Source organism: Variovorax sp. UMC13 (genome assembly GCF_014170375.1).
Taxonomy (GTDB): Bacteria; Pseudomonadota; Gammaproteobacteria; order Burkholderiales; family Burkholderiaceae_C; genus Variovorax.
In genome coordinates, this window is sequence record NZ_LZZW01000013.1 from 61,023 (window position 1) to 82,514 (window position 21,492).

Consider the following 21,492-nt stretch of genomic DNA (forward strand, 5'->3'; position numbering starts at 1 on the left):
TGCTTCCTCAGCCACGCGACAGGAGGGGATCTCCGTTGGAATGGCAGCCGCACCCGACTCACAAGGATCATGATGACCGTCTCCCGATCTTTCCTCGCCTGGGCCCTTCCGATGACGCTGGCCATTGCCGGTGCGGCCAGCGCTCAGCTCCCTCCTGGAGACGGTCCGAACGTGGTGACAACCACCAATCTCGAGCCCACGCCCGTTAAGTTCGAAGACAGCATGCTTCAGCGGCTGCGGGTGCCGGCGGGCTTCAGCGTCAACGTTTTTGCCAGGAACATGCAGCATGTGCGGTGGATTCAACCCACCCCAAACGGCGACCTGTACGTAAGCCGCCCCAAGCAGGGTGACGTGCTGCTACTGCGCGACGCCAATCGCGACGGCATGATGGATACGCAGAAGGTGGTAGCGCAGAACATCAAGAACGTGCACGGCCTTGCCCTGCGTGACGGCAAGCTCTACATGGCGAGCGACAAGAAGGTGCTGGTCGCGGACGTCCTGTCTGACGGCATGCTGTCGACGCCCAAGGTCATCGTCGACGACCTGCCCGACGGTTCGCAGCATCCCTACCGAACCCTGGCCTTCGGGCCCGACGGCATGCTGTACGTGACCGTAGGTTCGCAGTGCAACAACTGTGTGGAGACGAACCTCGAGGCTGCGACCGTCCTGCGCATGCAACCCGATGGTTCGGCCCGCAGCGTGTATGCCCGCGGCCTGCGCAACACGCTCGGCTTCGCATTCAACCCGGTGGGTGGTCAGCTCTATGGTTTCGATCACGGCTCGGACGACCGTGGCGACGACACGCCGCCCGAAGAACTCAACGCGATCCTGCCCAACAAGCACTATGGATGGCCGTTCTGCTGGGGTGATCGTCAGGTCGACATGAAGCAGCAGAACGATCCCGAGAACACAACGAAGGCGGACTTCTGCCCGACGACCGAAGCGCCGGCCCTGACCTACACGGCTCACGCCGCGCCGATCGGCCTGGCGTTCTACATGGGTGCCCAGTTCCCGGCCGACTACCGAGGCAGCGCCTTCGTCGCGATGCGCGGCTCGTGGAACCGTGGACAGCCCAGCGGCTACAAGGTGGTGCGTGTCCGATTCGATGCGGCTGGAAAGCCCCAGAGCATCGAAGACTTCGCCACGGGCTGGCTCATGGATGTGCCGCCCGCTAACCTGCAGCAGCCCGGCGCCGGCACACCGGCCGAACAGCAGAAGGCGCGCCGGCCAGCGCAGTTCGGCCGCCTCGCGGGCGTGGCGGTCGCCAATGACGGCGCGCTTCTGGTGGCCGAAGACCAGAACGGTGTGATCTACCGCATCAGCCACGGCAGCGCCCGCTGAGCGGCGCTCCCGCCCTTCGCCGCGCCGTTCCATGTCCAAGCCCGCATCCCCTGCACAACGGAAGTCCGCCATGTCCTCTCTTCTCTCCAGCACGCCTCTGCGGTGCGCGATGGCTCTTGCGGTCGCCGCCACGATGGCCGCCTGCGCGAACCGCGCCGAGACGGTGCCGCCTGCCACCACGGGCCCAATGGGTGCGCTCGCGCCCACGGGGCCCGCCGCGGTCGCGCGGCTGCTCACGCCAGGCGGTCAGCCCGCGGGCCAGGCCGTGCTGACGCCGGCGGCGAGCGGCGTCGACGTCCAGGTCACGGTGCAAGGCCTCAGCCCCGGCGCGCACGGGCTGCATGTGCATGCCAACGGCGCCTGTGCGCCAGGGCCCGATGCGGCCACGGGCAGCTTCGTCGATTTCGGCGCAGCGGGTGGCCATTTCGATCCTGGCGCCTCGCACAACCATGGGCAACCAGGCCAGCCGGCCGGCGCGGCGCACGCAGGTGAGTTGCCGGCGCTGCAGGTGGGGGCGGATGGCCGCGGCACCGTCCGCTTTCTGAATCCCAACCTCACGCTGTCGCCCGGGTCGATGTCCGCGATGGGGCGCACCGTCGTGGTTCATGCCGACCCCGACGACTACCAGAGCGATCCCGCCGGCAATTCGGGCGCCCGCATCCTTTGTGGTCTGATCGAACCCGGCCAGGGCGGCATCGTGCAGGGCCGCGCGACGATCGAAGGTGCCCAGGTCTTCCCGGAAGGCATTGCGGTCGATCTTCGCACCGGCACGGCCTATGTGGGCTCCACCACCAACGGCGACCTGTTCCGTATCGCGCGCGGCGCGACCAAGGCGGAGCTTTTTCAGGCCGGCGGCTCGCCCGGGCGTATGGGCGCCTTCGGCATGAAGGTCGATGATCGCGGGCGCCTCTGGATTGCCGGCGGGCCCAACGGCACGGTGGCCATCGTCGATCTGGCGACCGCGACCACTCTGGCCGCCATCGAGCTGCCCAAGGGCCCGCAGACCTTCGTGAACGACCTAGTCGTCAGCCGTGATGGTGCCGTCTACGCCACCGATTCGTTCCGCCCGGTGATCTACCGGATCCGCAACGTGCCTGCGGGCGGCACGTTGGTGATGGAGCCGTGGCTCGATCTGTCTTCGACACCGGTGCGCTACGTCCCTAACGAGGTCAACTTGAATGGCCTGGTTGCATCGCCCGACGGTCGCTGGCTGCTGTCGATCCAGCTGTCGACCGGCCAGCTGTGGCGCATCGACACGCAGACCAAGGCCGTGACCGAGGTACGCGTCGGCGGCCGACCGCTGAAGAACGGTGACGGCCTGGTCCTGTACGGGGCCGACGACCTGCTGGTGATGCGCAATGTCGAAGGCGAGATCGTGCATCTGAAGCTTGCGGCCGGTTGGGGCAGCGCCCAGATGGTGCAGCGGCACACCGATCGCCGCCTACGCTATCCCACCACGGCCGCAGTGACCGCCGACGGCCTGATGGTGGTCAACGCGCAACTCGACAAGCAGAAGAGCCCTCCGCCGCTGCTTCCTTTCGACATCGTGACCGTTCGCTTGCAGGGGCAGTGAACCGAACGTCTGCATGTGTTGGGCGCCCCGGGGTTTTGTCGATTGGGATAAGAGCATGGAACTGCAGAAGATGTTGACGAGGTCGGGGTATGTCGTGGTGGGCGCCATGCTGGTTGCGTTGAACGTCGGATGCTCCTTCCCTGGAGGAAGAGGACTTTCGGGCGGGCGCGATGCAACTTACAAGGTCGAGAATCAACCAGGTGGGTTCTTGATTTCGTCGACTTACTCGCGCCCTTCGCTCGCTGCTGACAATGAGACCGTTCGATCCTCCTGCAAGAGGAGCCTCATGGCGACGGCGCAGGACTATGCAGACAGCTTCGGCCGCACCATTCAGCCCTTGGAGGAGGGACGCGTTCGCGTAAGCATGAACCACGATGGCACCACGGGGATGACTCGCTGTGATGCATCAGTGGCGGTCGCGTGGTCACGATGACTGGGAAAAAGCGTGCCGACCAGCGTTGCCGTCCGCCGGTCTCAAGCATGCTCAGGGGCAGATTTACAACTTCGGGAACAGCGATCTGCTGTTCCATCGTCTTGCCGCCAGCTGAACCAAGTCAGACTCGGGATGATCCTGTGCCCGGAAAATCGGGCCTCGCGCTTCGCAGCGAACACATTGAACGTAGGCGTGTGCCCACCTCGGTGTCGGTGCTGGATCTTCCATCAACTGTGGCAATCCGTCTGCTCCGCAGAATGGACATTTTGCAAGCGTCGAGCGAGTCATGGTTCGATTCTGTGCTCTCCCGGTGTCGAAGCCGTCGTATGTGCATGAAGCCGAGAGGCTCTCCTACACACGCCCTGCAGTCTGGCTTTAAAAGGGGCTGATCGCCAATCGGTAGACGCCCTGAGCAATACCGCTGATCAAGGTCGGATGGCCGACCACCAGAGGTCGTAACCGCCAAGCCGGTCCGTCCCCGAAAAAGATGAGCACGCCCTCAAAGAGGGACATGCGCCAGGCGGAACAGGGTTCGGACGTCAAACTGCGCAAGTCAGAACAAGGAGCCGCAAATGACGTCCGCACCGTTCGACCAGATGATCGGCAAAACGATGCAGTTCTGTAGAAGGCACTCACCCACCTTTCATCGCTGCAAGGGGAAGGCAGGAGATGGAACGTACGGAATCGGGGGAGCCACCAGGGCACAGCAACCAGGTCAATGCGAGGATTGCGATCAATATCGTCCTGGTGATTGCAGAACCCACGCTCCATGCATTCTGGAGCGCTGAGCCGACGCCTGCCAGGGCGCAATCGTGGTCCAGCGACCTAAGTCCGACCCGCAGGGAATCACCTGCCGAAGTGAACGCCGAGAAACGGAAATGTGATGACCCGCCACGTCGCGGCCGGCCATTCTGGTTTTTGCCGATCTTTGGTCGTCCTTGCGGTTGCGACGATGGTCGTGGACAGCGTGCTTCATCTGAACGCGAGCCATTGCCGATCCACCATCAGCTCCGGCGTTGCATGTGCCCAACGCGCCGAACCAGCAGCGCTGAAGTCGCGCGATCGCAATGCGTGCTGCCCGCCTTGGGGTTCCAGTTGGACTGTCCGTGCAGCAACGGAGGCCATCGCCGAACGTCGCAGCTTCCCGTGCGCTCGGGTCTCCAGGTGGACGCGTTGATTGATCGTTGCCGCCTGGCGGCTTGAGCGCTTGCTCGCGTATGCGTCGACGGCGGCCTGGCTTGGGGGGAGGGCGTTCAACCTCCCGTGTGAACGAAGCAGAGCTTGTGACCTTCGGGATCGAGGCAGTAGGCTGCGTAGAAATCCGGTGCGTACGCATGGCGAATCCCCGGCTTTCCTTCGTCTGTAGCGCCAGCGGCAATGGCTGCGAGCCAGGCCCTGTCGACCAAGGGCCTCGACGTGCACAAAAAGCTGACCTGCGAGCCGTTCGCCGCGGTTGCCGGCTGCCCGTTGACCGGCTCGTTGAGAACGAACTGCGGCCAGCGGCTCCCCGGCAATCTCCAGATCACTCCCGCAGGAGGCGGGCGCGTCGACGACGAAACACGAACCCACCCCAGACTCGACAGGACGATGTCGTAAAACACTGTCATGGCGCCCAGATCCTGTGCGCCGAGTTGTATGTGCGCGTACATGTGCCGAGTCTAGACACAAGCGCTCGGCCTCAACTGGCCGCGCCGTGTCACTGGCGCGGACTTGTGCGGCTTTCAACGACGCACCGTGCGGGGCTGATCTCGCCGTGCCAATTGAGCCATGAGGGCCGGCACCTCGCCTGAAAGCTCCCTGGCGAGATAGCCTAGCGGGCCTTGCCGCTTGCGCAACGCGTGCCCCGCGTGCGCATGCAGAAGCACGCCCCACGCAGCTGCCTGCAGTGGCGGCGCCCCGCGCGCGGCCAGCCCCCCGATCAGTCCGGCCAGCGTGTCGCCGGAACCGGAGGTGGCCAGGCCAGCGGTTCCGCCGTCGAATCGCCACGCAGTGCCGTCCGGCAAGGCCAGATAGGTCGTCGGCCCCTTGAGCACGACGCACGCGTTCCATCGGGCGGCTGCCTCGCGTGCAACGCGCAGGGGATCGGCGTTGATGGTCTCCTTGGACAGGCCGCTGAGGTGAGCCATTTCTCCCGCGTGGGGCGTCATGACCACGGGCTGATCGAAAGGCCCGCCGTGCGCCGCCGACATGGCGAGTGCGTCAAGTACCGTGAGGCTGTTGCGAAAACACGGCAGCACGGCGCGAACGAAGGCTGCGCTGCGCCGCTCGTCCAGCATCCCGGGGCCGAGCACGACAGAGGCAACGGATGGTGCAACTGGCCGCAGCGCTTTGCAGCCGGCCTGAAGGAAGCCGCCGGCACGCGACTCGGCGAGCCCCAGCACGCGTGCCTCGGGGATCGCCAGCGCAAGCCCCTCAGCCACACGGCGGGGTGCGGCAATGGTGAGTTTGCCTGCGCCCGTGCGAAGCGCCGCGACGGCGGCAAGGAGGGCTGCACCGGGCATCTCGTGGCTTCCCGCCACGACCAGCACATGGCCTCGCGATTCCTTATCTGCTGATTCGCCGGCGTCCGGCAGGGGCCATCGCGCGAGCACCGCAGAAGTCAGCGCGCGGGCCTTGGTCGCAACGGCAGCCATGTCAGGGCTTCGGGGCGACTGGTCGATCGGGAGCTGTCGTCACGGGCGTAGCAGCCTCGCGCAAGGGTGCGACGAAGTTCACCAGATCCAGCTGCAGCGCCTCGTCTTCTTCGTGACGACGCTGCGCACGGTAGGAGGTGATCGCACAGTTCGGAACGTCTCCTTGGCGGTCGATCTCTAGAATCTGCTGCTCGTCCATGTGTTCGAGGAGGTAGCGCATGCAGTTGACGATCACCTGATGGGCGACGACTAGCACGCGCCGATCCGCATATTCGCGCGTCACCATCTCGAGAAGGCTGCGAAGCCGGAGGATGACGTCGCACCAGCTCTCACCGCCAGGTGGGCGGAAGTAGAACTTGCCCACGTGCAGGCGCTGCTCGTTGAGTTCGGGGTGCTTCTGCTGGATCCCAACCTTGGTCAGCCGGTCGAGGATACCGAACTCTTTTTCGCGCAAGCGCTCGTCGAGACGCAGCTTCATGTTCGGCCGGCCGAAGCGTCCGCCTTCGACAATCAGCCGCGCCGTTTCCTTGGCACGCAGATAGGGCGAACAAAGGACGACTTCTGGGCGCTCCGCCTCGGGAAGCTGTGCGAACCAGTCCCCAACGGCCGTGCACTGGGCCACGCCCAGATCCGACAGCGGGACATCGATGTCCCGCCAGGACAAATCGATCACCGCCAGGCCGCCCGATTCGGCGGCATCACGCGCAACATTGCCGGCGCTCTGCCCATGCCGGAGAAGCCAGAGGGAACGGGGCCATGAAGTAGACATGGACCCATCCTAGGAACTCGGGCGCGTCAGCGTCGTAGGCGGACATCCCCCAGGCTAGACGGTCTTGTCGACCCCGTACGGAGATGGATGTCCTCACTTGTCACGGAATCGCGTGGCGCTGGCACCGAGCGGCGGGATTGGCGCTTGCTGTCGAGCACGCTCCCGGGCCGGATCGACCGGGCGGGCAGTTGATGATCTCCGTCGGAACGGCGAGCGTGCCTCCGACGTCACGGCCCCGCCCTCACGTCGCAAACTGCAAAACTTCCGAACTCCAGGGGCCGTCGTGGACGAACTCTTCTCCCTTGAATTCCCGGTGTGGCAGATGGTGCTGCGAGGCACGGCCGTTTATGGCTTCTTGCTGCTCGTGTTCCGCTTCGTGCTGCGGCGCGACATTGGATCGATGGGCGTGGCCGACCTGCTATTCGTCGTGCTCGTGGCAGACGCATCGAGCAACGCCATGCAGGGAGAGTACCGGACAGTGAGTGACGGACTGGTCCTAGTGTCAACGCTGATTGCCTGGAACTTCGCACTCGACTGGTTGAGCTATCGTTCGCCCGCCGTGGCGCGCTTTCTTGAGCCTCCACCGGAGGTGCTGATAAAGCATGGCCGAGCCATGAAGCGTGCGATGAAGCGGGAGATGATCACCCAGGACGAGCTTGAGGCGCAGCTGCGTGAACAGGGTGTAGAGGACATTCGCAAGGTGCGAGTGGCACGCATGGAAGGAGACGGTCAGCTGAGCGTTTTCACCTACAACGGCCGCGGCACCGGCGAGCACCGCGACGCATCTCTGCAGCAAGATGCCGGCCCTCCGGCCGGGTAGCCGCCAAAAAGGTGCCAGTGGTCGGTCATGGAAGTGGACTTCCGGCCGCTCAGTTTCGAGGTCCATGTCGCATCGAATCGGTCGTCTGGTCATCTTTTGGGTGATTGAATCGCCGCTCCGAGCATGGCTTTGGCGACTTCGCGATGGCATGGATGCGTCTGGAGCATGTGAACGCCACGGAGTCGACGCCCCGCGTACCCACTCGCTTCGAGAGCGTCGCCGGAGGAACGGCATTTCGCACCATGAGCGTCGTGGCGCCCACAGCCGACGACGGGACCGGATCGAGCTTCCGGTACTCGCGGCGCCCGGGCATGCTTGTCGACATAATGCAGAACAATCCGGTCTATCACGCCTCTAGCGATCGCCGATCGGCAACCCCAAAAACGCGGCCTGAAATCATGGGTCACGCTGCTGTTTTCAAGGGTATCGGAGGGTCGCGTGAGCGGGAAGACGCAAGCGCTCCAGGCGTCGCATTGTGGTCGGAGTGATGCGCAGGCAATCTCCGGATTCTCCGGACGCAACGATGGCTGTCCTGAGCAGCCCTTGCGGCGCGTCGGACGCTTTAAGGCCGAGCCACGCCGTGCGTCGGCCGCGTCCGGTTGCGCCGGCAATCGGGTGCGCAAGGTTCCTACATTGCCCGAGAAGGGCCCTGCGTAGCGTGAACCACGACGTCGACGTCCGACGGCAATGCCTGACCAAGGAGCCTTGCAATGAGAGATCCGCAACTTCGCTGCACCGGGGCTGGGACCCGTACTCTCGCCGAAGGGGGTATTGACAACATGGCCGGGGACATACAAATCAGGCTTGACCGCGAAGGAGCTCTACCCGCGCTATCAAGCCCGGTCCTTCGGCAGGCGTGTTTCGCGAGCGCCGCGCGGAGCGCCTGGAGAGTTTCTTGCGTGGCGTTCGTGTTGTCGGCGTGTCAGTTTTCCCTGGCCCAGCCGACGGGTAACCCGAAGGGCAGTACGGCTCCGTCTGTGCAGGGCAACAGCGCCAAGGCTGGCGCCAACCGCGCAGCGCCCGTGGACAACGGCGCCGGGCCCATCGGTCCCGAATATGGTCCCTCCGAGGCTCGCACGCGGCGCACCGAGCCCCCTGGTGGAGGAACCGCAGGAGGGCTGACGCAGCGCAAGCTTACCGAGACCGATCGAGACTCCAAGAGCAGGACCGACAAGGGTTCTGCCGCTCCACGACCTGTGCCGCCAAGTTCGCGATGACGGTGCCTGCGGCCGGCTAGGCTCCGTGTCGTGACGCAGGTCGATACGCGGGCTGGCGTGGCCACCTGTATGGAAGCAGCCGGCCTGCCACGGCAATCAATGGCCCAAATCCAAATAGTTTCGATATCTGGAGAAAAAGCGATGAATCACGAACCTACGTGCAGGGCTGAGGCGGCCCCCGCATCCGTTAAGCCTGCCGGGCCCAGCCCATCCTCAGTCGACGACAGTGAGGAAGCCAAAAAGTCGCCGGCGTTCAGGGAAGCATTGCGAAAAGATGACGAGCGAGAAAAGCAAGCCGACTTTCATCCCGATCGGGATGTATGGGGACGCACGGGAGCCGGTCCCGATGCAAAGAAGACCGATCCGATGACCTCGCAGGCGCGAGAGGAAAAGAAGGCGCGGCGAGAGAACGGCTATTGACCGCCGTCTGGCCTGAAGGAAAACCGGCAGGCTTTTGCGCATCCGCAGCGCCGGGCCAGCGAACCTTTCCGCGGCGAGGAATCCGGACTGCCGTCGGCGACCGCGCCCTTGCGGCCGCCATCCACGGAGGGCTCGCCGCTCGGTATCACCCGTCTGCCGTGACACGGCAAGTACCGTCAAAGCCCAGGGCTTCGAACAGTCATCGCCGATCGGACCCGCACGGCGATGGCCTTGGCCGCAGGCACCTTGCTCTGCTCGGCATGATGGGACAGCGGGATGAGCGGATTGCACTCAGGGTAGTAGCCTGCCACGCAGCCTGCCGGGATGTCGTAAGGCGTCACGCGCAGCCCCTGCACCACCCGCGGTCGTTCATCAGAAGACACGGTGCTGACGGACGCCAGTTCACCTTCCTTCAACGCCAGGCGTTCGATGTCATCGCGGTTCATCAGCAACACGCGTCGCGTGCCATAGATACCCCTGAAGCGATCGTCCAGGCTGTAAATGGTGGTGTTGAACTGGTCGTCGCTGCGCAAGGTCATCAAGCGCAGCACGTCGGCACCGGGCTCGGGCATGTCGGGATCGGCACGCAGGTTCCCGAAGCCTTTGAAATTCGCCTTTCCCGTCGATGTCTTCCAGACGCGGTCCCTCGCGGGCAGCGGACGCGGAAAGCCGCCGGGCGCCGCAAGGCGCTCGTTGAAGTCATGAAAGATCTCTGGAAGCGCCAGCGCGATCTGGTCCCTCACCAAAGCGTAGTCGGCGACCCAGAGCTCCCACGGAACGAGGGGGTTCTCCGGCAGCGAAGCCTTTGCGAGGCCGGCGACGATGGCCGGCTCAGACAGCAGCGTGGCAGCGGCGGGCTCAGCAACTCCCTTGGAAGCGTGCATCACACCGGTCGAATCCTCCATCGAGACCGTCTGCTCGCCGCTCGCTTGGCGATCGATCTCGATGCGTCCCAGGCACGGCAATATGTAGGACACCTGGCCATGCACCAGATGGCTGCGATTGAGCTTCGTTGCGATGTGCACCGTGAGTTGGAGCTGTCGCCATGCCGACTCGATCCGGTAGGTGTCGGGCACCGCCCGCACGAAGTTGCCGCCCAGACCAATGAAGGCGCGCACACGGCCTGCAATGACGCCCTCACACGCCTCGACGGTGTTCAAACCCTTCTGACGCGGTGGTGCGAAGCCGTAGAGTTCGGCGAGCTTGTCCAGGGGCGCGAGCTCGGGTTTCTCGGTGATGCCGACCGTGCGCTGCCCCTGTACGTTGGAATGGCCTCGCACCGGGCAGATGCCCGCCCCCGGCCGTCCGATGTGCCCCCCGAGCAGCAACAGGTTGGACACCATCTGCACGTTCTCCACCCCCTTGCGATGCTGGGTCAGGCCCATGCCGTAGATGGCGATGACTGCGCGTGCGTTCGCGAAGGTTTCGGCCGCAGCTTCCAGTGCGGCACGCGCGAGACCCGACTCCGCTTCGATGTCGTCCCAAGCCGTCGAGCGTATCGAGGTGGCGAACTCCTCGAAGCCGAGGGTGTGTTCGGCGATGAAAACGCCATCCAGCACGCGCACCCGGCTCGCAGCCACGGCCCTGTCATCGGCCTCGATCAGGGCCTTGCACAGGCCGCTGAGTGCAGCCAGATCACCCCCGTTCTTCAACTGCAGGTACTGGGTACTGACGTCGGTGTGCGCAGGCGTCAGCATTTCGGGTGGCGATTGCGGATTGACAAACTCCACCAGCCCGCGCTCGCGCAGCGGATTGAAGGTGACGATCGGTACGCCGCGCCGACGCGCATCCTGCAGCTGGTGCAACATGCGAGGGCTGCTGACGCCTGTGTTCTGACCGAAAATGAAGATGGCATCGCACCGTTCGAAATCATCGAGATGAACAGTGCCTACAGGCACGCCGATGGTCTCGGGCAGCGCAACGGAAGTGCTCTCGTGGCACATGTTGGAGCTGTCGGGTAGGTTGTTGTTGCCATAAAGCCGTGCCAGCAACTGATACATGTAGCTTGTCTCGAGCGACGCCCGTCCCGACGCGTAGAAGACGACGGACGAGGGATCCTGCGCATGCAGCGCCTTCAGCTCGGTCCCGATGCCCTCGAAGGCTTGCGCCCATGACACCTCGAGATAGCTATCGCTCTGCGGATCCCATTTCATCGGTACCGTCAGGCGACCCCCCGCTTCCAGTTCGTGATCGCTCCATTCGAGGAGTCCGGTGACGGAATGCTCCTTGAAGAAGGCCGCCGGCAACCGCTTGGTCGTGAGCTCCCAGGCGGTCGCCTTCGCGCCGTTCTCGCAGAACTCGGCCGGATGCGGATGCTCGGGTTTGGCCCACGCACAGCTGACGCAAGCGAAGCCACCAGGCTTGTTTTGGCTCCACAGTGCTTTCGCTCCGATGATGGGAATGCGCTCGCGCAGCAGAACGGTGCCCACGGCTTTCAATGAGCCCCAACCCCCCGCGGCGTGGGTATAGGGGTCGAAATGCGTTTTGTCGGTCACTGTGTGCTCCGGCTCTGTTGTGTAGCAGTGACGCTATGGCGGACGCCGTCGGTGCGTGTAGGTGCCGACGCAGCGCGCGCGTCCGAATTCCCAGCACGTCCGAAGGGCGCTCCACTCGTCCATTGCTGTGGCTCGGTGCATCGCCGAAAGTCCACGTGCTCCGCCCCGGCTCGCCTTGGACTTGCTGGTCTTGATGCCGTGCTGTCGGACCGGCCGATCCGACATTCGATGCCACGGGGCCGGCAGCCTGCTTGGGGTTGCGCGCGGTTCATGTAGCCGATCGGAGGACACCGCTGCACAAGACGGCGATGCAGCAGATGAAGGGCCTGAGAATCGAGATCCATCAAACCGGGGGCGACGTTCGAATCGACACCCTTCGCCGTTCGGGACTCTGTGTCGATGCGAGCACAACCACGAGATCGGCGCCGATGTCTCTCGGGGCGGGGCAGGCAGGCGCGCTTCCTTTCAAGCGCGGGTCATGCTTTGTCCGGTCGGGAATCGCGGCAAGCGTATGACCCGCGACTCGTGCCATGGATCACCGAGACGACGCTGCTCGGCGCGAGGGCGACTGCCACGTTGAGCCGGCCCATAGCGAAGAGGAGCGCGAGCGGGTGAAGCCTGACCTTGGTCAGATTTGGGCGCAAATCAGCATCGAAGCGGGGCTCTTCCTGTGGCACTCAGCACGCTACGGACTGTTCGAGGACGTCGAGTTTCCCGGGTCGCGCTCGCCCTTGACCTGTTCCTCGTCGGTCACTTTGTGCCCCGCGGTCACGGCTTCGTTGTAGACCTGGTCCATCACGGGGCCGCGATCGGTATCGACGCTAGTCGTGACATCCTTGTAAGCCTGATTCCCGACCATCTCCATGGAGGGGTTTCCAGATGCCTGGCTGCTCGCCGACTGGTCAATCTCGCTGTACTGCTTCGGCGACTCCTTTTGAAGGCCGTCGCCGCTCGCTTGGGACCAATGCGTTTCACCAGGTTGACCATCACGCACGGGCTGATCAGCCTCGCCCAGATCCTGTTTATCATGGTTAGCAGAGCTTTTGTTCATTCGTATTCTTTCCCAGCGGGCGCTGCACCCGCCAATTGACGTTAACGAGGTATGCCCCGCCGAACGGGGCCCATGGTCCAATGTCGTGAACAACCGGCTTGATGCTCAGCTGCAGAGCGTCACGCCCAAAGACCAGCGCTGCTACTGTTTCAAATTGCCAAGCAGTGATGACTCTGCAACCTTGCACGACGAGAGCGAGGCCGCTTGCGCGGCATTCCTTGTTCGAGCTGATATCCAGACTTGGTTGAACGGGATTGCTGACTTGGCGAGCCAGAAGCTGTTCCAGCAAATACCGGAAGCCGCGCAGTTTTCATGATCGTCTGCGAGGAGCCCGCAACCGTACGGATTTGCGCGACCGGGCGTAGGAGAATGCCGCGGTCTTGCTCCGTCGCTTACGTCGCAGGGTATGTAAACAAGGATGCTCCTTTGCGCGTGGTGGCGTCACGATGACTTCGACAATCGAAGCCGAGTCGTCAGCGCGAGGGCGGAGATCACAGAAATCAGCCAGACGGCCATGCTAAAGCCCGCGCCGTGCATGCGATGACTTGGATGCGTCATGTGCAACTTTATGCGTGAGAGGACGAGCACCTGCGTCAACGCGCGCGTACTTCACTTTGGTGTTCGTGGGCATCGGCGGCGGCTGGTGCTGGCTGTGTTGTTCTTCACTGCGTCCGAGCGACCTCATGCGTGCCGCTCTTGGGCGCTCGGGAGCCAAGTGCTGGCCTCAATTGCTCGGAAGTAGCAACTCATACGATGATTTCGGCCGGCGTGTCGCTGTGAGCATTCCGCGCCTGACGCGCCGCGCGTATGCCGAAAACTCTTCGTCATCAGGAGGTGCGCTGGCTTGACAAGCCGGCAGTTGCGCACCTTGGGCACGCGCGTTGCCGCTGAACCGCATGCGCGTGGGTCCCCTATACGAACAGGCCGTCGATCTCTCCCCAAGCGCGGCAAGGATTGCCGCAAGCCTGCTGGTGAATGAACCGTCGCTTCCGGAACCCTTGCGCCGATCGCTTTCCATTGCGCTCAGGGCGTGCGGCAAGACAGGTTCAGGATCCGACGGCTTGCCGGACATTCGAGCGGCAGCCCTGGAATGCGAGGCGCGTGCCGCAGCGCGATTCGTCGAAGCATGCAAGGCCTTGTGCGCCCACGGCTAACGAGTTCATCGCGCAGGCCGTCGATGCTGCGTGTACTGAGAGCCTCACCTCCTGCCATTTGCTGTGCCACGGCGCCGAGCTGGCGCATTCTGCGTGTGGTTCGCGGGCCCCGCGGTTCCCGCAGCCGGTCCAGCCGGCGTACGCGATGCGAGCGCACGAAGTGGCCGTGCGACGTTGCCGACGAAGTGTCACTGAGCATACGGTACATGCGGCGATGTCGAGGCCTGACGCGCGATGAGGTTCGGTCAGCCTGTTGGCAAGGGAAGGTACAGCCCCTGCACGGCGAATGGCTGAGCTCTGGAGGTGATTCAAATCATCCCGGAAGGCAGCCCGCTATTCAGCTCACCCGTGCCGACGGTGCGCAAGGGAACGAGAGCGCGCCAACATCAGGCCCACCTTTGCCGCATGCACAGCGACCTGGCCGTCACGGCTGCTCCCGTCCAGTCCACGGAAAGGCGCGCTCGCGCGCCATTTTTCCTTGAATGCCTGGACTTCAGCTATGTCGCACTTGTCAACGCAGGCGGGCTCCGCACCAGCGTGCTGAGCTGTCTGCGCTGGACATCGATCCGCTCGCGCGCCAGGTCCGACTGTATGGCCTCCTTGATCTCTCCAGTGCTCCTGTGGGCGATTGCCAGCATTGCGAGAAGCACGGTTTGCTCCTGCAGTGACCGCACAGCTGTCCAGAGCGCCTCATCCATCGTCTGGGTCAGGGCGCGCTGGAGGGTCGCCAACGTGAAGCCGTCGCCGGTGTAGCAGCGATATCGCACCGGCTCCGCTCCGTCGATCTGCCAAAGCCCGCTTTGCAGTCGGGACAAACGAAGGCGCTGGGGTGCGCGATGGCTTCGAGGTGTTGCACGACGTCTCCTTCAACCGCGTGGAGTTGCATCTGGCGGACGAGACGGGAGGGGGCAGCGTGTTGGCTCATTGGCAAAGGATCCTGCGTCCACTGCGTCAGCAACTTGCCCATGCTGGCGACGGGCAAGCAGTAATCGACCGCCACGTACCGCATCGCGCTCCCGGGCATTTCGGGGGCCAGGGCATCGACTGGATCTTGCACGAGCGCGAGGCCGCCGCACGCCTTGACGGCCTGCAATCCCGCTGTCCCGTCCTCCATGGTGCCGGTGAGGATCACGCCCGCGACGGCCTTTCCGAAGCCCAATGCGGCTGACATGAACATCGGATCGATGGCCGGGCGCGTGTGGTGCTCCTTTGGACCGCAGGTGACTCTGCGACGACCATCCTCGACGATCAGATGGCGGTCGGGAGGCGCAATATAGATGCGCCCCGCGACCGCCACCTCGCCATCGACTGCATGCTCAGCGGGAAGCACGCCTTTGGATCGAAGGAGACGGGGCAGTTGGCTGGGGTGGCTTCCGGTATGAAGAGCTACCAGGATGGGCGCTGCAAAATGTGCAGGAAGATCTGCCACAAGCTCGGAAAGGGCCGCGATGCCGCCAAGCGACGTGCCGATTACCACCAACCGGCCCGCCCGAGCTTGCTCGGGTCGCAGCGGTCCTGGGGTTGAACCTGCTTGGAGGTTATGCATGCCATCTAGTCCGGAGAATGTCGGCAAGCGACTGCGCCGGCCGGACATTTCTTTCCGCAAGCCAATGGGAGCCGAAACCAAATGTCGCACAGCCTGCAAGGCGCATGGTTTCAAGCACCTCGAGGCTGGCGTCCGACTTGATCATCCAGGGGCCGCAATGCTTGCCGTGGCCGCGGAGTGGACCTTCTCCCTCTGTCCAGCAGAGTCGGACTTCTTTCATTTGAATCCTCGTAAGCAGCGGCTGCAACCACCTTCGCGACCGCAACCCGACCAACAAGGCCGCAGCCACTCTTCTTTTGGGCAACCGGCATGCCCGCGGGCGGCAACGCCACCGGCCAATCCTGAACGGAGAAGCTTCTCCAGAGAAGCCGTGCGGCTCGACGTGTGCGTCTGATCTACAGTTTCGACCCCGCTCGGTGGCCTTCATGACCAGATTCGAGATGGCTTCCACGCATTGCTGCTCGGCGCCGGTCGAGGCCCGCCGACCTCACTGTTATCGCTGGAAGGATCGCTCGCTGCCGAACGATGCAATCTCAGCTCAGGAAAACGGCACGGGCTATAGGTCGAACAGGTCCAGTATTGATGAAAGCTCAGGTGTCCGTCATGCCAGGGGAGCGCTTGGGATAACGTATCAGCGCGATCCTGCTTGGAACCTCCTGTGATGATTCTGGTGCGACGAAGAAAGGTGGCAGCCCTCGACGGGGTAAGGTCAACCGTGCGGCCTGTCGCGATCTTTCGATTGCGTAACGAGGAGTCCTACAACCATTCGGCGGCAAGCCGTGCAATGTGGCCTACGAGCGCACTCCGACAGATCTCGCTGGCCGTCATTGAACCAGCTGCCGGCTGATATTGCTTGGCAAGAACTGCGAAGGTCCCCGCGCGCAAGCTCAATGGCTGGATGCATTCAACGACGGCTTTGACGAGGTTTTGAGTACTCCCAAGCACGGGCGCGTTGGTCCTCGTCAGATGTCGAATTGCAATAGTATTCCCGCCAAGTCGCGAGCCCAATCCCGCGCCGCAGGCGCGGAACCCGGGGCGCCTCAGTCTGCTCCGGGAACTCTGCGTTCGTTCACTTTGGCGGCGTTGGCTGCGGCGATTAGATGGGGCCTTACCTGCTGCGCATATATCGCAGCTTGCACGGGCGTGAGGAACTTTTCGGTTCCTTCAGCCAAAACCTTCGATGCGATGTCGTGCGCAGGGGAATTTCCATCGAGGTCGCCGCCGGCGAGAACGCCGGCCAACATCTCGAAAAGCTCGCTGTCTGAAAAATCCATGAAACCTCCGTTGTCCAGGCGCCTACCGGATATGACTTAGGCCGTAAAGAACCGACACCCCGTGGCGCGTCGGTGCGGGCGCCACCGGCGCCTTTGTTTCATCCACTCTATGTTGTGACTGATTGGGTGCGGGGAGCGCGCGGCCCGGGCGGTCGTACGGGCGGAGCCTGATCGATTTTTCGTCTCCTTCACCGCCTTCGCAATGACGTTTCGCGCTGCGCCTCTATGGCGAACACTGGCGAAAAGCGGTTGTCATGTCTTCGGGACTCTTCTGCTCACAACACCCGCACCGGTGGCCCGAGGGGCTTGAGCGCCCGGCACAGGCCCGGGCCCGTCGTGACGAGTGCTGGCTCAGCTCAGCAGCTGGCCAAGAAGGCCTTCCCCGAGACCCCCGAAACCCTGTGCCGATGCCGACCGTCCATGCTGAACACCGTCGTCGCAGGGCTGCGTGGCTTGCGCGGGACCGGGCTGGTCGTTCAACGTTGCGGCAGGGTGCGCGAGCGCCGGCCGCTGCGCCGTTTCCTCGTCACGTAGACCATGCCGACCACTGCAGCGAGCAGCGCTACCTTGCGCGCTACGCCGATCGGGTTGTGCCTGAGCTCAGCACGGCCCCCCATCTCGGCGTAGAGGTTCGGCACATGGCCGCGCGCCAAATCCCCCAGCACGCCTTCGCCCACGTTCACCCGGTCAGCAAAGAGCAGCAGCAGCCAATGGCGCACGTCGTTCTCGCTGAAGCCGAAAGCATAGCGACGGATGCTGCCGCTCAAGCCGGCCGGCGCAGGGCCAGTGCCAAAAAGGGGTGGTCGGACCGGGTGCTCGAGGGAGGTCAGCACCTCGATGCGCTCGGGCTGCGGCGACGGTTGATCCCAATGGACGCCCTCGAGACGCGGCGGCGTGCGCTCGCGAGGATAGGCCGGCCGATTGGCGTGGTCCAGGTCTGCGCCCCAGCCGGGAATGTGAGCGTACTTGTCGGGGATGTCCATGAGTACTCCTGGTTTCGCTTGTCAGACGGTCACGCCCGGCGGGATCAGCACGGGCTTGATGCAGTTGTCGAGCTTGCTTGAGAAGATGTGGTAGGCGTCGGAGACCTCCTCGAGCGGAATCCGGTGCGTGATCACCTTGTGGGGCTCGATGTGTCCGGCCTGGATATGCTCGATGAGCCGCGGCAGGTGGCGCTTCACGCTCGCCTGGTTCATGCGCAGCGTCAAACCCTTGTTGAGCGCATTGCCCATCGGCACGAAGTTGAAGGTTGGCCCGTACACACCGACGATCGACACCACGCCGCCCTTGCGCACCGAGTTGATGGCCCAGTGCAACGCGGTGGCCGAGCCGGCCTGCATCTTGAGCTTGACGCCGGTCAGGCGCTGAATCGCGCTGCCACTGGCCTCTGCACCCACGCAGTCGATGCAGACGTCGGCGCCGAGCCAGTCGGTCATCTTCTTGATGTGGATCGCCATGTCATCCACGGTCTTGAAATCCACCGTCTCGCACTGGGCGAACTGCTTGACAAACGCGAGCCGGTACTCCAGGCAGTCGACCACGATCACGCGGCCTGCGCCCAGCAGCCACGCGGACTTAGCCGCGAAGATGCCCACCGGTCCGGCGCCGAATACCACCACCGTGTCGCCTTCACGGATACCGCCCATCTCGGCCGCTTGGTAGCCGGTCGGAAAGGCGTCGGTGAGAAGCACGGCGTCTTCCAGTAGCAACTGGTCGGGGATCTTCGTCGGCCCGACATCTGCCATCGGCACTCGCACGTACTGCGCCTGGCCGCCCTGGTAGCCACCCGCCGTATGCGAGTAGCCATAGATGCCACCGACTGCGGTCGCCTGAGGGTTGGTGTTGTGGCAATTGCCGTAGAGTTCGCGCTGGCACCAGTAACAGGTGCCGCAGAAGACGTTGAAGGGCACCAGCACACGATCGCCAATCTTCAGGTTCTGCACCGACGGGCCAATCTCGACCACCGTGCCGACAAATTCGTGGCCGAATGTCGTGCCCACCCGGGTGTCGGGCACCAGCCCGTGATACAGATGCAGGTCGGAGCCGCAAATGCAACTGCGCGTGACTTGCACGATAGCGTCGTTGGGATGCTCGATCACGGGCTCCGGCACGTCGGCCATGCGCACCCGGTAGGGTCCGCGGTAGTTCATCGCTCGCATAAAGATCCTTCCGAAAGAATTCCGTGGGGCACGCGGCATGCCCGCCGCGCGGGGTCCACACTCACGCCCCGAAGTTGTCTTCTGTTCGCCCTGTGCTTGCGCGAAGGTCTCGCTTCGTGTTGCGAATCGAGGCCTCAGACGCCGGTAAACGGCGCTGCAAATTCTCCGGCGAAACTCGCGACCGCGGCAGCCCGCAGCGATGCCGCGCCGAACGCTTTGCAGGGCTTGCCTGGGCGGGCAGCGCGTCGTGTGAAAGCGGCGAAGCGCTCGACAATGGCCGTCTCAGCGGGGCATGCCTGATCTTTGCTTCCCGGATCCTGCAGATGCCGAACAGGCCAATCGCCACGCGGCGCCGCCGCGTCGGGCAGCATGGCTGATGTTGCAGCCGAGGTCTCATGCCACATCGTGCTTGCTCCGGTCAGTCCTTGGGTTGGTTCACCGGCATCTCGTCGCGGCGGGGCGGGGGCTCGCGGTTGGTGACCGGCTCCACGTCCTCGTGCATGAGAAAGGGATCGACATCGTCGTGCTTGGCGTTGCGCACGTCGCTGCGCTTGTCGCTCATGCGCTCCTTAGGCGCGGGACCGGCGACATCGCCGCCGGGCGTCTGCTTGGTGCTGAACTTCTCGCCGGCGCCGATGTTGTCGACACCGCCGCTGGTGGTGGGGCGGGTACCGTCGCCGCTACTGCTGACCTGGTTGTATCGGGGCATGTAGATCTCCTTCATAAAAAGCCCAGGCTAAGCCGCCCGCGAAGGCGCAAGGTGTAGGACGCCTGCCGCGCCCGGTTGTCAGCGACGGTGCGACCTGCTGCGGGCGCCTGGTCGCGGCGACCGAGCCAAACCGCGACCGCGGCAGCAGACCGCCGTTGTGCAGGGTCCTTGCGCAGCAACACTCGCACACCTTGTAGAGGCACACCAGCCGGTAGCCGACGGCATGCATGCCCGGCGCCTCGACCTGTCGCTGCGCGACATCCTCCTAGTCATGAGGGCGGCCATCGGCACCGCGGGGGGCGTGGGTCTCTCGCCGAAGTTTTTGCAGCAAACCTGCGCGCACGGTCCGCACGGCCGCATGCCGATGTTCATCGGTCGAGTGGCCGCGCGCTGGTCCTCGCGCCCACGATGACCTCGAGGGCCGTCGGTGAGAGCAGCACCAGGTAGGCGGTGTCCGCGCGATTGGCGGCCGCGGCTGCCAGTCCCATTCGCCAGATGTCGGGTTCGGCAGGAACCGGGGCCATCGCCTCGTGCGTGCAACTGCAATGCCAGCGAAACCGCTTGATGGTGCCTCATCAGCGCTCCGCGTCAGGCGCGCCGCTGTGCGAAGGCCAGCGCCAGCGTGTCGCAGCGAGGGGTGAACATGGCTGGATCCTGTTGCCGGGGGCGCTCAGGCCGCCACGCTGGTCTGCTGCGCGAGGCGGGCGAACAGGGTAAGGCTTTGTGCCACCACCTGATCCATGTTGTAGTAGCGATAGGTGCCCAGGCGCCCGGTGAACGTGACCCCGGGTGTCTGTTCGGCCAGTTCTTCGTACCGGCGATAGAGAGCGGCGTTCTCAGGCGCAGGGATCGGGTAATAGGGATCGCCCACGTCACTCGGGAACTCGCGCGTGATGCTGGTGCGGGGGTGTCTCTGGCCCGTGAGGTGCTTGTATTCGGTGATCCGCGTATAGAGTACGTCCGAAGAAGGATAGTTGACCACCGCGACCTGCTGCAACAGGGGCGTGTCGAGCGTACTGTGCTCGAAGCGCAACGAACGATAGGGAAGCTTGCCGTAACGAAAGTCGAAGTACTCGTCGACTGGCCCGCTGTAGATCAGATGGTCGTGCGGGACCACGTCCCGGACGTCGGCGTATGCGGTACTCGGCAGGAAAGCGATGTTGGGGTGGTCGATCATCCGCTCGAACATCTGCGTATAGCCGTGCTGCGGCATGCACTGGTAGCGGTCCTGGAAGTAGCGGTCGTCGGTATCGGTGCGCGTCGGAACGCGTGAGGTCACCGAGCGGTCAAGCTCGCCCGCATCGCGGCCCCATTGTTTGCGCGTATAGCCCTCGAAGAACTTCCGGTAGAGCTCTTCGCCCACCTGGCTCACGACCACGTCGCGCGAGCTGCGAATCTCCGTCATCGGTGTGGCGCGTGCGGCGAGGAATGCCGCGGCCGCATGCGAATCCATCTGCAGGCTGTAGAGTTTGTTGAGCGTTGTCAGGTTGATCGGAATTGGCACCTGCTGGCCGTCGACCTCGGCCAGCACGCGATGTTCGTAGGGCCGCCATTCGGTGAATTGCGACAGGTAGTCGAGCACCTTCGCGGAATTTGTGTGGAAGATGTGCGGCCCGTAGCGATGAATCAGGATGCCGGCGTCGTCGAGGCAGTCGTACGCATTGCCACCGATGTGGTCGCGCCGGTCGATGATGAGGACACGGCGGCCGAGTTGGCTGGCCAGGCGCTCGGCCAGCACGCAGCCGGCGAAGCCGCCGCCAACGACCAGATGGTCGACCCCCTGATCGAGACGGAAGGAAGAGGAAGCGGGCATGAAGGTCCTTTGGAAAGCAATGGATCGAGCCCTACGCGTGGCAATGTGGATGCCCAAGACCCCTTGTCACGCCAGAGGTTCTCCT

General features: G+C 64.0%; 19 protein-coding genes. 6 read left to right on the top strand and 13 right to left on the bottom strand.

Annotated elements, in window-relative coordinates:
- The first annotated feature begins 69 nt into the window (after positions 1–69).
- The 3 genes from A9977_RS10485 to A9977_RS10495 all read left to right on the top strand — a co-directional run bounded on the left by A9977_RS10485 (position 70) and on the right by A9977_RS10495 (position 3,347).
- Entirely contained in the window at positions 70–1,341 is a 1,272-nt protein-coding gene (locus A9977_RS10485; protein WP_183024783.1) for a sorbosone dehydrogenase family protein, read from the top strand.
- A gap of 70 nt (positions 1,342–1,411) precedes the next feature.
- Positions 1,412–2,914 (top strand): superoxide dismutase family protein, encoded by a 1,503-nt coding sequence (locus A9977_RS10490; protein WP_183024784.1) that lies wholly within the window; start codon positions 1,412–1,414, stop codon positions 2,912–2,914.
- Positions 2,915–2,969: 55 nt separating this feature from the next.
- Positions 2,970–3,347 carry a hypothetical protein gene (locus tag A9977_RS10495; RefSeq protein WP_183024785.1) on the top strand — a complete coding sequence of 126 codons (378 nt, stop codon included), beginning with the start codon at positions 2,970–2,972 and terminating at the stop codon, positions 3,345–3,347.
- Positions 3,348–3,410: 63 nt separating this feature from the next.
- Here the strand turns inward: A9977_RS10495 and A9977_RS34755 are convergent, their stop codons facing one another.
- The 4 genes from A9977_RS34755 to A9977_RS10515 form a co-directional block, all read right to left on the bottom strand.
- Positions 3,411–3,635, bottom strand: coding sequence for a Lar family restriction alleviation protein (locus tag A9977_RS34755; RefSeq protein WP_183024786.1), 225 nt, complete (start codon positions 3,633–3,635; stop codon positions 3,411–3,413).
- Between the two features lie 965 nt (positions 3,636–4,600).
- Complete coding sequence (locus A9977_RS10505) at positions 4,601–4,954, bottom strand: VOC family protein (RefSeq protein WP_259651897.1); 354 nt, start codon at positions 4,952–4,954, stop codon at positions 4,601–4,603.
- A gap of 114 nt (positions 4,955–5,068) precedes the next feature.
- Complete coding sequence (locus tag A9977_RS10510) at positions 5,069–5,980, bottom strand: NAD(P)H-hydrate dehydratase (RefSeq protein ID WP_183024788.1); 912 nt, start codon at positions 5,978–5,980, stop codon at positions 5,069–5,071.
- A 1-nt stretch (position 5,981) separates the two neighbouring features.
- Positions 5,982–6,749 carry a histidine phosphatase family protein gene (locus A9977_RS10515; protein ID WP_183024789.1) on the bottom strand — a complete coding sequence of 256 codons (768 nt, stop codon included), beginning with the start codon at positions 6,747–6,749 and terminating at the stop codon, positions 5,982–5,984.
- A gap of 283 nt (positions 6,750–7,032) precedes the next feature.
- On the opposite strand from A9977_RS10515, the gene A9977_RS10520 reads away from it, so the two are divergent.
- Both A9977_RS10520 and A9977_RS10525 read left to right on the top strand, forming a co-directional pair.
- Positions 7,033–7,569, top strand: a complete 537-nt coding sequence (locus tag A9977_RS10520) for a YetF domain-containing protein (protein ID WP_310936112.1) — start codon at positions 7,033–7,035, stop codon at positions 7,567–7,569.
- Between the two features lie 1,247 nt (positions 7,570–8,816).
- Positions 8,817–9,206, top strand: coding sequence for a hypothetical protein (locus A9977_RS10525; RefSeq protein ID WP_183024790.1), 390 nt, complete (start codon positions 8,817–8,819; stop codon positions 9,204–9,206).
- A gap of 176 nt (positions 9,207–9,382) precedes the next feature.
- Here the strand turns inward: A9977_RS10525 and A9977_RS10530 are convergent, their stop codons facing one another.
- A complete protein-coding gene (locus A9977_RS10530; protein ID WP_183024791.1) occupies positions 9,383–11,701 on the bottom strand; it encodes an FdhF/YdeP family oxidoreductase in 2,319 nt (772 codons plus the stop codon).
- Positions 11,702–12,386: 685 nt separating this feature from the next.
- Positions 12,387–12,752, bottom strand: coding sequence for a hypothetical protein (locus A9977_RS10535; RefSeq protein WP_183024792.1), 366 nt, complete (start codon positions 12,750–12,752; stop codon positions 12,387–12,389).
- Positions 12,753–12,837: 85 nt separating this feature from the next.
- On the opposite strand from A9977_RS10535, the gene A9977_RS10540 reads away from it, so the two are divergent.
- A complete protein-coding gene (locus A9977_RS10540) occupies positions 12,838–13,068 on the top strand; it encodes a hypothetical protein (protein ID WP_183024793.1) in 231 nt (76 codons plus the stop codon).
- A gap of 1,544 nt (positions 13,069–14,612) precedes the next feature.
- On the opposite strand, the gene A9977_RS10545 is transcribed toward A9977_RS10540, so the two are convergent.
- The 7 genes from A9977_RS10545 to glf form a co-directional block, all read right to left on the bottom strand.
- A complete protein-coding gene (locus A9977_RS10545) occupies positions 14,613–15,452 on the bottom strand; it encodes a chemotaxis protein CheB (protein WP_183024794.1) in 840 nt (279 codons plus the stop codon).
- A gap of 1,040 nt (positions 15,453–16,492) precedes the next feature.
- Positions 16,493–16,726, bottom strand: coding sequence for a hypothetical protein (locus tag A9977_RS10550; protein WP_183024795.1), 234 nt, complete (start codon positions 16,724–16,726; stop codon positions 16,493–16,495).
- A gap of 476 nt (positions 16,727–17,202) precedes the next feature.
- Positions 17,203–17,709, bottom strand: coding sequence for a hypothetical protein (locus tag A9977_RS10555; RefSeq protein ID WP_183024796.1), 507 nt, complete (start codon positions 17,707–17,709; stop codon positions 17,203–17,205).
- Between the two features lie 21 nt (positions 17,710–17,730).
- Positions 17,731–18,885: a zinc-dependent alcohol dehydrogenase gene (locus A9977_RS10560; RefSeq protein WP_183024797.1), complete on the bottom strand. Its 1,155-nt coding sequence runs from the start codon at positions 18,883–18,885 to the stop codon at positions 17,731–17,733.
- Between the two features lie 134 nt (positions 18,886–19,019).
- Positions 19,020–19,256, bottom strand: coding sequence for a hypothetical protein (locus tag A9977_RS10565; protein ID WP_220811672.1), 237 nt, complete (start codon positions 19,254–19,256; stop codon positions 19,020–19,022).
- Between the two features lie 47 nt (positions 19,257–19,303).
- Positions 19,304–19,594 carry a hypothetical protein gene (locus A9977_RS10570; protein ID WP_183024799.1) on the bottom strand — a complete coding sequence of 97 codons (291 nt, stop codon included), beginning with the start codon at positions 19,592–19,594 and terminating at the stop codon, positions 19,304–19,306.
- A 670-nt stretch (positions 19,595–20,264) separates the two neighbouring features.
- Positions 20,265–21,407: a UDP-galactopyranose mutase gene (gene glf / locus A9977_RS10575; RefSeq protein WP_183024800.1), complete on the bottom strand. Its 1,143-nt coding sequence runs from the start codon at positions 21,405–21,407 to the stop codon at positions 20,265–20,267.
- Positions 21,408–21,492 lie beyond the last annotated feature (85 nt).